This is a genomic window from Streptomyces sp. NPDC043685 (genome assembly GCF_056436585.1).
The window spans coordinates 115,096-128,374 of the sequence record NZ_JBWKCH010000013.1; the positions used below are offsets into that span (position 1 = coordinate 115,096).

Sequence of the window (13,279 nt, forward strand, 5' to 3'; positions counted from 1 at the left end):
CCCGCACGGGAACAGCGGCCGACGAAACGACGACGCGGAGGATCAGGCCTCGGCGGCCTCTTCCTCAGCGGCCTCCTCGCCCTCCGGGGCCTCCTCGGCCTGCGCGGCCAGAACCTGGAGGACCACGGCGTCCTCCTCGACGGCCAGCTTGACGCCCTTGGGCAGCTCGATGTCCTTGGCCAGGACCGAGGCGCCGGCCTCCAGACCCTCCACGGACACCGACACGGACTCGGGGATGTGCGTGGCCTCGGCCTCGACCGGAAGCGCGTTCAGCACGTGCTCCAGCAGGTTGCCACCCGGAGCCAGCTCACCCTCGGCCTGCACCGGGATCTCCACCGTGACCGTCTCGCCACGCTGGACCAGCTGAAGGTCCACGTGCTCCAGGAAACCCTTCAGCGGGTCACGCTGCACCGACTTCGGAATCGCCAGCTCGTTCGTCTTGCCGTCGATGTCCAGCGCGATCAGCACGTTCGGCGTACGCAGCGCCAGCAGCAGCGCGTGACCCGGCAGCGTCAGGTGGATCGGGTCCGAACCGTGCCCGTACAGAACACCCGGAACCTTGTCCTCACGACGGATACGGCGCGCGGCACCCTTGCCGAACTCGGTACGCGTGGCGGCGGAGATCTTCACCTCGGACATAACACTCACTCCTCGAAGTCAGAAACGGACGTGGTCACCCGGCCACGAACGGCCTGCTACGAAGAGCGCGTCGATAACGGACCACCGCCCCGTGAGAACACGGGAACGGCCTCCCTCGCCGAGCAACTTCGGCAGTCTACTCGGAGAGGGAGGCCGCACCCAAAAGGATCTCTACTGCTCGTCGAACAGGCTCGTCACCGAACCGTCCTCGAACACCTCACGCACCGCACTCGCGATCGTCGGAGCGATCGACAGCACCGAGATCTTGTCCAGATCCCCGCTCAGCTCACCCGGCGTCGGCAGCGTGTTCGTGAACACGAACTCACTCACCCGCGAGTTCTTCAGCCGGTCCGCCGCCGGACCCGACAGCACACCGTGCGTCGCCGTCACGATCACATCCTCCGCACCGTGCGCGAACAGCGCGTCCGCCGCGGCACAGATCGTCCCACCGGTGTCGATCATGTCGTCCACCAGCACGCACACGCGACCCTCCACCTCACCCACGACCTCGTGGACGGTGACCTGGTTCGCCACATCCTTGTCACGCCGCTTGTGCACGATCGCCAGCGGCGCGCCCAGCCGGTCGCACCAGCGGTCCGCGACCCGCACCCGGCCCGCGTCCGGCGACACCACCGTCAGCTTCTTCCGGTCCACCTTCCGGCCCACGTAGTCCGCCAGCAGCGGCAGCGCGAACAGGTGGTCCACCGGACCGTCGAAGAAGCCCTGGATCTGGTCCGTGTGCAGATCCACGGTCAGGATCCGGTCCGCACCCGCGGTCTTCATCATGTCCGCGATCAGACGCGCCGAGATCGGTTCACGCCCACGGTGCTTCTTGTCCTGCCGCGCGTAACCGTAGAACGGCACGATGACCGTGATGGAGCGGGCCGACGCACGCTTCAGCGCGTCGATCATGATCAACTGCTCCATGATCCACTTGTTGATCGGAGCCGTGTGGCTCTGGATCAGGAAACAGTCGGCACCACGCGCCGAATCCTGATAACGCACATAGATCTCACCGTTGGCGAAGTCGAAGGCCTTCGTCGGGACAACCCCGACACCCAGCTGTTGGGCGACCTCCTCCGCAAGCTCGGGGTGGGCGCGGCCGGAGAAGAACATCAACTTCTTCTCGCCGGTCGTCTTGATCCCGGTCACAGCACTGTCTCCTCAGAGGTTTCGCAGCTGGGTGTCGAGAGACCTCGCAGCCGGCTTGCCGGAGGCCGTCTCAGCTGGTGGGGGTGCGGGTGTGCACTTATCACCGTACGCCGTGTTTGAGGCATCGGTTTCCGGTCAGCCCTCGCCGGCCGACTCCCGGGAAGCCGCCTCCGCCGCCTTCGCGGCCGCGCTCCCCGGACGCTTACGAGCCACCCAACCCTCGATATTCCGCTGCTGACCACGGGCCACGGCCAGCGAACCCGCCGGCACATCCTTCGTGATCACAGAGCCCGCGGCGGTGTACGCCCCGTCCCCCACCGTGACAGGCGCCACAAACATGTTGTCCGAGCCCGTCCGGCAGTGCGAACCGATGGTCGTGTGGTGCTTCTCCTGGCCGTCGTAGTTCACGAACACACTCGCGGCACCGATGTTCGTCTGCTCACCGATCGTCGCGTCGCCGACGTACGACAGATGAGGCACCTTCGTCCCCTCACCGATGGAGGCGTTCTTCGTCTCCACGTACGTCCCGATCTTGCCCTTCGCCCCCAGCCGGGTCCCCGGACGCAGATACGCGTACGGCCCCACCGTCGCGTCCGCGCCGACCTCGGCCCCCGCGGCCACCGTGTTGTCGACCCGCGCCCGCGCACCCACCCGGGTGTCCGTCAGCCGCGAATTGGGCCCGACCTCCGCGCCCTCGGCCAGATGCGTCGTGCCGTGCAGCTGCGTGCCCGGGTGGACGACGGCGTCCTGCTCGAAGGTCACGGTCACGTCGATCCAGGTCGTGGCCGGGTCGATCACGGTCACGCCGGCCAGCATGGCCTCGGTGAGGAGCCGGTCGTTCAGGATCCGGCGGGCCTCGGAGAGCTGCACACGGTTGTTGATCCCGGCGATCTCACGGTGGTCGCCCGCGACGGAGGCCCCGACCCGGTGCCCGGCCTCGCGCAGGATCCCGAGCACGTCCGTCAGGTACTCCTCACCCTGACTGTTGTCCGTCCGCACCTTCTTCAGCGCGTCGGACAGCAGCTGCCCGTCGAACGCGAACACACCCGAGTTGATCTCCCGGATCGACCGCTGGGCGTCGGTGGCGTCCTTGTGCTCGACGATGGCGGTGACGGCACCGGTGGCGTCGTCCCGCACGATCCGCCCGTAGCCCGTCGCGTCCGGCACATCGGCGGTCAGCACGGTGACCGCGTTGCCGTCGGCGGAGTGCGTCGCGGCGAGGGCCCGGAGCGTGGCGCCGGTCAGCAGGGGGGTGTCCCCGCACACGACCACGACGGTCCCGTCGACCGACCCGCCCAGTTCCTCCAGGCCCATCCGTACGGCGTGCCCGGTGCCGTTCTGCTCGGCCTGCACGGCGGTACGGACGTCGGGGGCGATCTCGCCGAGGTGTGCGGTGACCTTCTCCCGCGCGTGGCCGACCACGACGACCAGGTGCTCGGGGTTCAGCTCGCCGGCGGCGGCGAGCACATGCCCGACGAGGCTGCGACCGCAGAGCTCGTGCAGGACCTTGGGTGTGGCCGACTTCATACGGGTGCCCTCACCCGCTGCGAGAACGACGACGGCTGCCGGGCGGTTGGCGCTCACGGGATGCCCTTCGGCTGTGGATGGGGTGGGGTGACATCCGCAGGATACCGGGGGGCTTTTGTGGGGGGTGGGGGTGTGGGCCTGGCCGGCATAGGCATCAGCCAGGACCCGAACCGAGAGTGTGCTCCCGGGGGAGGACTCGAACCCCCATGATCAGAACCAAAATCTGACGTCTTGCCCTTAGACGACCCGGGATTACCGCTATGTCCGATTTCGTAGATCGGATGCGGTGGCAGCCCCTACTATGCCGCACCACCAGCCTTCGATGCGACGGTACAGGTCGGCTCCGTCCCTCACGTCGACGCGGAGGCAGCCGTTGTATGTCTCGCTGGTGTTCTTGCGGTTGGTGCTGGGGTTGTGTCGCTTGAGGGTGGTCTTGAGGAGCTCTGTCGTGCCGATGCCTACGTGAGTAGCCCAGAACGCCTCGGCGGCTGCCACATCTGCGGTCTCATGGATCTGCACGGCGAATCTGAGGCTCGAGGGGTCGACGCGGAGCAGGGTCAGCCAGGCCAGGAAGACTGTGATCATGTCGGGGTCGCTGTTGACGAAGGTGACACGCTCCCGGCGGCTGTACGGCTTGCTCTTGGCCCCTTCTGCCCAGTACAGCCCCACGCCCACCAGGAAGAGTTCGCGGTCGGTCAGCTCGCTCACTTCCATCATGGCCTGACGCTTGGTGTGCTGGCGCTCCTCCTCGCGCAGTCGGAGTGTGGCTTCCCAGCCTCTCTTCGCGATCGCCGACGCTTCCTCGCGGGTCCGTTGCCGCCGCTCCGGCTTCGGCAGGTCCCGTACCCACAGCGAGATCGAGCTCTTGGAGCACCCCAGCTCCAGCTGGATCCGGTCGTACGTCCAGCCCTGCAGGCGTAGTTCCCTGGCCCGCTCGCGGAGGTCGTCCTTCGCGTTCGGGCGCTTCGTCCAGGCCGGCGGGGGTTCGCCCTCCAGCAGGCGGTTGAGGATGTCGTTGTTGTCGACGTGCAGTCGGTCGCGGATCTGGCGTCGGCTCAGCCCTGCGCGGCGCAGGGCCAGCGCCCGTTCCCGTAGGGACTCGAAGTCCGTGTATTTGCTGCTGGCATGTGTCATACGCATACCGTCCGGCGGAATGGTCGACTCCGGCGTCGAACGGTGAGCGATTCAGCAGTTCGAGGGATATCGGGTGCTTTCGCAGTCGAACGGTCACCGAGTGTGGTGCGGGCGAGTCCGGGAAACTCGCCGGAAAACCGGCGGGGACCGCCCGTAGGCTGGAGTCATGACCGCGACGGGGGAAGACCATGTGACGGCCCGGGGAGGGCCGTGGTGGTGGGCCAGGCGGCGCAGTGCCGTGTTCGATGTGAGCCTGGCGGTGGTGTCCGCGCTGGAGTGCGGGTTCGAGGGCATTCCGTTCGCCAGGGATGCCGGGATCCCTGTGGCCGCGGGGGTGGTGTTCGGCCTGCTGGCGGGTTCCGTGCTGGTGGTGCGGCGGCGGTGGCCGATCGCGGTGGTGCTGGTGTCGATCGCCATCACGCCCGCCGAGATGGGCTTCCTGATGGGCGTCGTCGGCCTGTACACGCTGGCCGCGGCCGAGATGCCACGGCGGATCATCGCCTCGCTGGCGGGGATGTCGCTGGTGGGGACGCTGATCGTGACGTTCGTGAAGACGCGGCAGGACATGTCGCGGGGGGATCTGGACGTAGGGGACTGGTTCGTGCCCTTCGCGGCGATCACGATGTCGCTGGGCTTCACGGCGCCTCCGGTGCTGCTGGGTCTGTACGTGGGGGCGCGGCGGCGGTTGATGGAGAGTCTGCGGGAGCGGGCGGACGATCTGGAGCGGGAGCTTCAGTTGCTCGCGGAGCGGGCGGAGGAGCGGGCGGAGTGGGCTCGCAACGAGGAGCGGACGCGGATCGCGCGTGAGATGCACGATGTCGTGGCGCACCGGGTGAGTCTGATGGTGGTGCATGCCGCGGCGTTGCAGGCGGTGGCGCGGAAGGATCCGGAGAAGGCCGTCCGCAATGCCGCGCTGGTGGGGGACATGGGGCGGCAGGCGCTGACGGAGCTGCGGGAGATGCTCGGGGTGCTGCGCAGCGGGGGGGACGAGCGGCGGGAGCGTGCGGCGTCGGTGCCGTTGGCGGCGGTGGGGGTGGCCGCGGCCGCGGCGGCTTCCCGGGCGGCGGACGACGACGGGCCGACTCTGGCGGAGATCGAGGAGCTGGTGGGGCAGTCGGCTGCCGCGGGGATGGTGGTGGCCTTCTCGGTGGAGGGGGACGTCCGGTCGTACGCGCCGTTGGTGGAGCAGACGGCGTACCGGGTGGTGCAGGAGGCGCTGACGAACGTCCACAAGCATGCGGCCGGGGCGAAGACGTATGTGCGGTTGGCGCACCGGGTGTCGGAGATCGCGATGCAGGTGGAGAACGAGCCGCCGGAGGCCGCGGGGTCGTCTGCGCGGTTCCCGTCCGGGGGGAACGGGCTGGTGGGGATGAAGGAGCGGGTGTCGGCGCTGGGCGGGGTGTTCGTGTCCGGGCCGACGGACGCGGGGGGTTTTCGGGTGTCGGCGGTGATTCCGGCGTCGTAGTCCGGCTGGGGCGGGTCTTGTGGTCAGCCCGTGGTGAGGCGTTCGGGTCCGGTGCCGGTGATGAGGGTGGCGAGGGCCTGGTCGATGTCGGTGCCGAGGTACCAGTCGCCGGTGTGGTCGAGGGTGTAGACGCGGCCTTCGGCGTCGATGGCGAGGAGTGCCTGGCTGTCGGTTTCGGCGCCGAGGGGGGAGACGTCGGTGCCGAGGGCGCGGCCGAGGTCGCCGAGGGTGCGGGCCATGTGGAGGCCGTGCAGCGGGTCGAGATGGAGGGTTGCGGGGGCGATGTGGCGGCCCGGGCCGGTGGGGGTGATGTGGAGGCCGCCGAATTCGGCCCAGGCCTCGACGGCGGCGGGGAAGACGGTGTGGCGGTGGCCGGCGGGGGAGGCGTGGTCGCGGAGCGCGTCGGCCCAGATCTCGGCTTGTTTGATGTCCCAGCGTCCGGGTTGCCAGCCGGCGGCGCGCAGGGCGGCGTCGACGGGTACGGCGAATCGGGTGGTGGAGGTGCGGTCGGTGTGCATCTGCCCTTCGTCTCGTCGAGGTGATGGGGGCGTGCGGGGGCGCGCCGGGCTGTTCGGTGCCGTGGGTGTGGTGCCGGGGGTGGAGTGGGGGCGTCAGCGGGTCTGGGACGCCGGGTCGACTATGCGCACGCCGAAGTGGGCGCTGAGCGCGGTGCAGGCGCGGCAGGGTGCGGCGAAGCTGCCGTGGAGGGGGTCGCCGTCCTCGCGGATGCGCCGGGCGGTGAGTTTGGCCTGCTTGAGGGCTTTGCGTGCCTCGCCGTTGGTCATGGGTTTGCGTGCGGCCCGTTTGCTGCGGGCGGTGTCGGCGGCGGCGATGTGGCGGGAGATGAGGATGGTCTCGGCGCAGCGGCCGGTGAAGCGGTCGCGTTGGGCGCTGGGGAGGGTGTCCAGGAAGTCCTGGACGAGGGGGTGCAGGGCGGGGGGTGTGTCGCCGCGGGCGGCGGTGCCGGTGAGGGTGGCGCCGCGGACGGAGAGGGCGGCGGCCACGGTGGGGAGGATCCCGTCGCGGCGGTGGAGGAGGACGGGGGCGTGGGCGGCCTCGGCGGCGCTCCAGCCGATGCGGGGGTCGCCGGCCCGTGGGTCGCCGTTTCGCGGGTCGGCGTCGCGTGGGGCGCCGGTGCGTGGGTCGGCGGACCTGCCGGTGTGTGGTCCCGTCTGTGTCGCGTTCATGATCGTATTCCCCTCCGTGCATCCCCCGGGAGGTCACAGACTGCCAAATGCCGTGGCCGGTGCGGAAGCTGGGGCGTTGCGACACGCCCGTACCGGGGCTCGGTGTCACGGTGGGGTGACGCCTGGTCACGGAAGCGGAAGGGGGCGCCGACCGGTGCCGGTGACCGGTGTCGTCGTACCGCATAGGCTGTCGGCACCGCGGGCGATGCGGTGATCCGTTCGGAGATCGATGCAGTGAACCGAAGGGTGATCCGTGAGGTGGGCGCGTGCGGTGATGGTGCGCCGAGGTGCACCGCAGTCGAGACAGAAGACGTGACAGTCGATACGGGCCGTAGTGCGCCAAAGGTGGTGGATACGGGTCGTACAGAGTGCCGCAGGGGGCAACCGCCATGACGACAGGTCGGCTCGGGCTGGGGGCACCTCCCGGCCGCCAGGCCGGGGGACAAGCCGCGCCGCCGAACGCGGCCTACGCCGGGCAGGTCGTGCACTTCCCGGATCCGGTCCGGGCGGCCCGTCACCCGAGAGGGGTACGGGTCGACGAGCGTGGTTACCCCGACTTCTCGGCCTACGCCCGTGCGGCGGCGGAGATCGCGGAGCCGCCGGAGGGTTTCGGCGTGGACGAGTTGCGGCTGACGGACTACGTGTCGGCGAACACGGCGCTGTCGGCGTCCGGGCACGAACTGTGGGACACGGTGCCGGCGGTGGCGACGCCGCACGGCTGGACGTGGCACCACGTGGTGGGCACGCGGCGGCTGGAGCTGGTCCCGGTCGAGGTGAAGGCGCTGCTGCGGCATCACGGGGGCGTGGCCACGTCGGGCGTGGATCATTCCAAGCGGGGCACGCGGCCGCTTCAGGAGACGCGTCCGGCGCACTTCGGGCTGCCGAAGTCGGGTGTCGCGGTGACCGAGTCGCAGGTGCAGGGTGTCGAGGAGGACCTCGGTTACCGGCTGCCGGGTGCGTACCGGTCGTTCCTGAAGGCGGCGGGCGGTTGTGCGCCGGTGGGGGCCGCGCTGGACGCGGAGTTGGGGCTGCTGGTGGACCAGCCGTTCTTCACGGTGCGCGACGAGGCGGCGGTCAACGACCTGGTGTACGTCAACAAGTGTCTGCGTGACCATCTGACCAAGGACTACCTGGGTGTCGCGTTCGTCCAGGGCGGGTTGCTGGCCGTGAAGGTGAAGGGCGAGCGGATCGGGTCGGTGTGGTTCTGCGCGTACGACGACGCGCGGGACGTGGATCCCTCGGTGCCGCCGGCGGAGCGGGTGGAGCGGCTGTTGCTGCCGTGCGGGGACGACTTCGACGTCTTCCTGTCGCGGCTGGCGGGCAATCCGCCGGAGTTGGAGACGGTGGCGAATCTGATGGTGGACGGTGGGTTCGCGCGTGTGGTGCCGGTGGGCGCGGTGTCGTCCTCGGTCGTGGGGGAGTGACGGCGGCGATGGTGACCTTCGCGCAGGCGCAGGAGCGCGCTGAGGAGTGGATCAACGGGGATGTGCCCTCGTACCAGCATCGTGAGGTGCGGGTGCGGGAGTTCGACCTCGGGTTCGTGGTGTGGGCCGAGGACCGGGCGGACGGCCCGCGGTCGGACGGTGGTGCGCAGCGGCTGGTGATCGCGCGGGACAGCGGCGAGGCGACGCTGTGGCCCGGGCTGCCGGTGGGCGAGGTGATCCGCCGGTACGAGGAGGAGTACGGCCGTCCGGACGCGGCGGACGAGCCGCTCCCGGCGGCTCCCGCCGCCCGGGTGGATCTGAACCAGACGTCGTTCCTGCTGACTCCGCCGGAGTGGTTGCAGGACGCGGCGGACAAGCTGGGGATTCCGGATCGGCGCGGTGCGGGAGCGGGGGCCGGGGCCGGGGTCGTGTCCGGTGAGGCGGGTGCGGCTTCCGCGGCCGCCGCCGGTGATGCCCCTGACGGCGGGTCTACTGCCGGGTCCGCTTCTGGTTCCGCTTCCGCCTCCGTGGCGACTCCCGCGCAGGAGGCGCCCGTCGCGCCCGGGAGCGGTACGGCGTGGCCGGCCGCCGGGGGCGGCGACCCGGAGGCCGGCGAGGGCCCGGCCGCCGGTCCGGGTGCTCCGGGTGTGCCCGCCGGGGCGACGCCCTGGGCCGGTACGGACACCAACGGCGATGCCGGTGACGACCGTTCCGTACCGCTGCCCGCGACGGTCTTCGCGCCGCCGCTGAGCGAGACCGACGCCGACACGCCGCCGTCGGCGGCGCCCGAGGCCAAGACGGCCCTGATGTCGGGCGGCAGCCAGCTCCCGCCGACGGCCGTGACGCCGGCCGTGGGCGGCCCGGACGCCCCGGCCTCTGGCCCGGCGGGCGGCCCGGGTTACGGCTACCCCTCGGGTCCGGCCACCGCGCCCGGCGTGCCGGCGACACCGCCCGGTGGGGTGCCGCAGGGCAGCACGCCCCCGCCGGTGCCGGGCGGACAGCCCTACGGCCGGCCGCAGAGCCCGCAGGGCAGTACGCCTGCGCCGAGTGCGCCCGAACGGCCGCTCGCGCCCCACGCCGGGGACATCGCCGACGCCGCGACCAGCAAGGCGGCTCCGCCGCCGGGCCGGGGGCGGAACGCGGGCCCGGCGACACCGCCCCCGCCGGGTGCGCCGGGTGCGCCGGGAGCGCGGCCGGGCGCGACGCCCCCGCCGTCGGGCCCCGGGGCTCCGACTCCGGCCGGCGGTTACGTGCCGACGCAGCTCGTGTCGGCGCTCGGCCCCGACGGACCGGGCGGACCGGGCGGACCGGGGTCCGACGGGCCCGGCGGTCCTGGCGGTGCCGGGGCTCCCGGTGGGGCCGGTTCCCCGCAGGGCGCGGGTGGGCCGCTGCCTCCGCAGCAGCCGCCGGGTGCTCCGCAGGCCCCGGGCGCGCCGCAGCCTCCCGGCCCGCCGGGGGCCCCTGGTGGTACGCCTGCGGGCGGTGTCCACCATGCCGCCACGATGTTTGCCGACCCGGGCCGGATGGGCCCGGGCGGTCCGCAGCCCCCGCAGCCGCCGGGGCCCCCGGCGGCGCCCGGTGCGCCGCAGCCGCCTGGACCTCCCGGTGTGCCCGGTGCACCGCATCCGCCCGGCGCCCCTGGCGTGCCCGGCGGCCCGGGTCCCGTGCATCACGCGGAGACCATGCTCGCCGCGCCCCCGGCGGGCGGCCCCGGCGTGCCTCCGCCCCCGCAGGCCCCCGGCGCGCCGCCCGCCGCCCCGGGAGCCCCGGGCATGCCCGGCGCGCCCGTGCCGCACGGTGGGATGCCGCCGGGTGGGATGCCGCCCGGTGCCATGCCGCCCCCGGGTGCCATGCCGCCGCCGGGTCAGCCCGTTCCCGGGCCGCCGCCGGCGTACGGCTATCCGCAGCAGCCCACGGGGCAGCCGACCGTCGGCCCCGGCTACCAGGCCGTGCTGCGCTACCGCGCGCACGACGGTTCCGAGCAGCAGCTGATCCGGCGTTCGGCGCCGGGCACGCCGCACCCGGAGTGGCAGATCTTCCACGAGCTGCGGGCCATGAACGTGCCCCCGGACCAGGTGCTGGAGCTGCACACCGAGCTGGAGTCGTGCGAGTTGCCGGGTGCCTACTGTGCGCGGATGATTCGCGAGCAGTGGCCGCAGGCACGCATCACGTCCATCGCGCCGTACGGCACGGACCACGCGAGCCGGCAGCAGGGCATGCAGCAACTGCTGGCCCACCAGGGCGAGTTGCACCAGGTGGCGGACGGCCCGGCGCGTCCGGCTCCGGTGCGCGCTCCGCTGCCGCCGGTGCAGGCGGTGCCGCCGATCCCGCCGGAGGCCATCGGGCACGAGCTCGGTGCCGCGTTCGGGCCGGGGGTGTTCCGCTTCGAGCAGGCCGCCGTGTCGCGGCAGGGCGTGCCGCCGGTGGTGGCGCACACGCTGGTGGCGGCCGGACTGCCGATGGACATGGGCCCGTTCTTCTGGGCGCAGGCGCAGCCGGGGCGGCCCGTTCCGACGCTGGCGGAGCTGGCGGCCGAGCGCGGTGTGCAGCCCGCCCCGGACGCGGGGTCCTACCTGGTGATGGGCAGTGACTTCGGCAAGGCGATCTGCGTGCAGTACGGCACGGCGAACATCGTCGCCGTGCCGGTGGAGGCCGGGCCCGGCGGGGCTCCCGTGCCACCGCAGTTCGTGAACACCGGGCTGCCGGAGTTCGCGCGGTGTCTGGCGCTGCTCGGGCGGATGTGGCGGCTGCGGTTCGGGCTGAACCAGGAGCAGGCGGGCCGCTGGACCGTCGACTTCCAGGCGCAGCTGGCCGCGCTCGACCCGGCGGCGCTGGGGTCGCCGGAGAGCTGGTGGTCGGTGCTGCTGGAGGAGATGTGGGACGGGCTGCTGTGACCCGTCACCGCTGACGTGCCGCCAAGGAGCCGGGCCCGGTCGCTTCTACGACCGGGCCCGGCTTCTTCGTGCCGGGCCGGAAAGAAATCAGCGCCGGGCTGTCACATCTCCTGCCGTCGCTCCGTCAGTGCAGTGACAGTCACGCACCGCGGACCCAGGAGGCAGAGATCATGCAGGCACGGATGACGAACCCGGCGTACGTCCTTCCCGGCGCGATGAAGGGGATCGGCACCCTCTTCCAGGCGATCGGGGAGGGTGGCCTGGCGCAGGACGTCGCGGAGATCGTCGGGCTGCGCGCCAGCCAGATCAACGGCTGCGGAGCCTGTGTGCACGGGCACGTGGCCAACCTCCGCAAGGCCGGAGTGAGCGAGGAGCGCATCGCCGCGGTCGCCGCCTGGCGGCACGCGCCCTTCTTCTCGGACGCCGAGCGCGCCGCGCTGAAGCTGGCGGAGGCGATGACGCGGCTTTCCGACCTCTCCGGGGAGTCGGTGCCGGACGCGCTGTGGGACGAGGTGGCCGACCACTTCGACGAGAAGGAGCTCTCCGCGCTGATCCTCACCGTCGCGGTCACCAACATGTTCAACCGCATCAACACGACCGTCCAGGAGCCCGCGGGCACCACCTGGGGCTGACGGGCGTACGGGCCGGACGTGGACCGGTGACCCCTGAGTGGAGTGTCGGGTGATGAACACGTCTGTCTGATCCACCAAGATGTGCGCTGAATCTCCCATTTTTGGCGCTACGTCGGAGCGGTGTGGTGGAGAGGGGTCCGGATGAGCGGCGCGACGGGGTCCCCGCACGGTTTCACGGCCGTGCGGGGGCGCGGTTACCGTCCCGAGCAGGTCGACGCGTACGCCGAGGCCCTCTCCGCGGATCGGGACGCGGCCTGGGAGAGAGCGGCCCGGCTGACGGTGCTCGCCCGGCGGATGGACGAGGAACTGGGGCTGCTGCGCGAGGCCGTGGCGCGGCTGGCCCCGCAGACCTACGAGACGCTCGGGGAAGGGGCCCGGCGGCTCCTCGAACTCGGCGAGCAGGAGGCCGCGGCCGTGCGGGAGGGGGCGCTGCGGGAGGCGCGCCGGCTCGTGGACGGCGCGCGGGAGTTCGCGACCGGGGTACGCGAGTCCGCGCAGGCGCACGCCGATGCCGTACGCGCCGACGGCGACGAGCGGGCCCGGCAGCGGCTGCTCGCGGCCCGCGCCGAGGCCGACGAGATCCGGGGCGCGGCCCGGCGCGAGACGCGGGAACAGCGGGGCGAGGCCGAGGCCGCGCTGCGGGACATGCGGCAGCGGACCTCCGGGGCCCGGGCCGAACAGGACAAGGAACGCGCCGAGCGGTGGGCGGAGACGGAACGGCGGGAAACGGCCCGGCAGGCCGCGCAGGACGCACGCCAGGCGCAGGCGCGGAGCCGCGCCGAGGAAGCGCTGTCCGACGCCGAGCAGGCCTTCGCCGACGCGCAGGACGCGGCCCAGGCCCTGGAGGACGAGGCCCACGCCCGTGCGGCGGAACTGATCGCCCGGGCCCGTGAACACGCCGGGGCGGTCGAGGCGGAGACGGCCCGCCTCCTGGGCGAACACGCCGAGCGGCAGGAGGAGGTCCGGGCCCACATCGCCCTCGTCCACACCAGCCTGACGGACTGGGCGGGGAGGGCGGCGGCGCAGTGACACCGCCGACGGACCCTGCCCGCGACGCGTGGACGGGGTGCGGTTCGGCAGCCCTGTGATCACGAGCCTGCCCTGCGGCGAGGCCGCCAACCGGCGGGCCTGCCCTGCAGCGGGGCCGCCCTGCGGCGGGCCGGCCAACCGGGGAGGCCGCCCTCCGGGGAGGCCGCCCTGCGGCGGGCCCACCCACCGGCGAAGC

General features: G+C 72.3%; 11 protein-coding genes and 1 tRNA gene. 5 read left to right on the forward strand and 7 right to left on the reverse strand.

Going from position 1 to position 13,279, the window contains the following annotated elements:
• Positions 1 to 42 precede the first annotated feature (42 nt).
• From AC0665_RS34535 to AC0665_RS34555, 5 genes are all read right to left on the reverse strand, one after another.
• A complete protein-coding gene (locus tag AC0665_RS34535) occupies positions 43 to 639 on the reverse strand; it encodes a 50S ribosomal protein L25/general stress protein Ctc (RefSeq protein ID WP_468414362.1) in 597 nt (198 codons plus the stop codon).
• Between the two features lie 171 nt (positions 640 to 810).
• A complete protein-coding gene (locus AC0665_RS34540) occupies positions 811 to 1,791 on the reverse strand; it encodes a ribose-phosphate diphosphokinase (protein ID WP_363119384.1) in 981 nt (326 codons plus the stop codon).
• Positions 1,792 to 1,926: 135 nt separating this feature from the next.
• On the reverse strand, positions 1,927 to 3,375 hold the full coding sequence (gene glmU / locus AC0665_RS34545) for a bifunctional UDP-N-acetylglucosamine diphosphorylase/glucosamine-1-phosphate N-acetyltransferase GlmU (protein WP_478509402.1): 1,449 nt from the start codon (positions 3,373 to 3,375) through the stop codon (positions 1,927 to 1,929).
• A 124-nt stretch (positions 3,376 to 3,499) separates the two neighbouring features.
• Positions 3,500 to 3,570, reverse strand: a tRNA-Gln gene (locus tag AC0665_RS34550).
• A gap of 6 nt (positions 3,571 to 3,576) precedes the next feature.
• Positions 3,577 to 4,452, reverse strand: coding sequence for a hypothetical protein (locus tag AC0665_RS34555; protein WP_478706532.1), 876 nt, complete (start codon positions 4,450 to 4,452; stop codon positions 3,577 to 3,579).
• A 166-nt stretch (positions 4,453 to 4,618) separates the two neighbouring features.
• Here AC0665_RS34555 and AC0665_RS34560 point away from each other — a divergent pair, with 166 nt between their 5' ends.
• Positions 4,619 to 5,917: a sensor histidine kinase gene (locus AC0665_RS34560; RefSeq protein WP_468414357.1), complete on the forward strand. Its 1,299-nt coding sequence runs from the start codon at positions 4,619 to 4,621 to the stop codon at positions 5,915 to 5,917.
• Between the two features lie 23 nt (positions 5,918 to 5,940).
• Here AC0665_RS34560 and AC0665_RS34565 read toward each other — a convergent pair whose 3' ends face one another.
• Positions 5,941 to 6,435, reverse strand: coding sequence for an SUKH-3 domain-containing protein (locus tag AC0665_RS34565; RefSeq protein WP_478706533.1), 495 nt, complete (start codon positions 6,433 to 6,435; stop codon positions 5,941 to 5,943).
• A gap of 93 nt (positions 6,436 to 6,528) precedes the next feature.
• A complete protein-coding gene (locus tag AC0665_RS34570; RefSeq protein WP_468414353.1) occupies positions 6,529 to 7,104 on the reverse strand; it encodes a YwqJ-related putative deaminase in 576 nt (191 codons plus the stop codon).
• Between the two features lie 389 nt (positions 7,105 to 7,493).
• Between AC0665_RS34570 and AC0665_RS34575 the strand changes: the two genes are divergently transcribed.
• The 4 genes from AC0665_RS34575 to AC0665_RS34590 all read left to right on the forward strand — a co-directional run bounded on the left by AC0665_RS34575 (position 7,494) and on the right by AC0665_RS34590 (position 13,083).
• Positions 7,494 to 8,528, forward strand: a complete 1,035-nt coding sequence (locus AC0665_RS34575) for an SMI1/KNR4 family protein (RefSeq protein WP_478609714.1) — start codon at positions 7,494 to 7,496, stop codon at positions 8,526 to 8,528.
• Between the two features lie 8 nt (positions 8,529 to 8,536).
• On the forward strand, positions 8,537 to 11,422 hold the full coding sequence (locus AC0665_RS34580) for an SUKH-4 family immunity protein (protein ID WP_478706534.1): 2,886 nt from the start codon (positions 8,537 to 8,539) through the stop codon (positions 11,420 to 11,422).
• A 170-nt stretch (positions 11,423 to 11,592) separates the two neighbouring features.
• Positions 11,593 to 12,054, forward strand: a complete 462-nt coding sequence (locus AC0665_RS34585; RefSeq protein WP_468414347.1) for a carboxymuconolactone decarboxylase family protein — start codon at positions 11,593 to 11,595, stop codon at positions 12,052 to 12,054.
• 141 nt (positions 12,055 to 12,195) lie between these two features.
• On the forward strand, positions 12,196 to 13,083 hold the full coding sequence (locus tag AC0665_RS34590; RefSeq protein WP_468414345.1) for a cellulose-binding protein: 888 nt from the start codon (positions 12,196 to 12,198) through the stop codon (positions 13,081 to 13,083).
• The last annotated feature ends 196 nt before the right edge of the window (positions 13,084 to 13,279 follow it).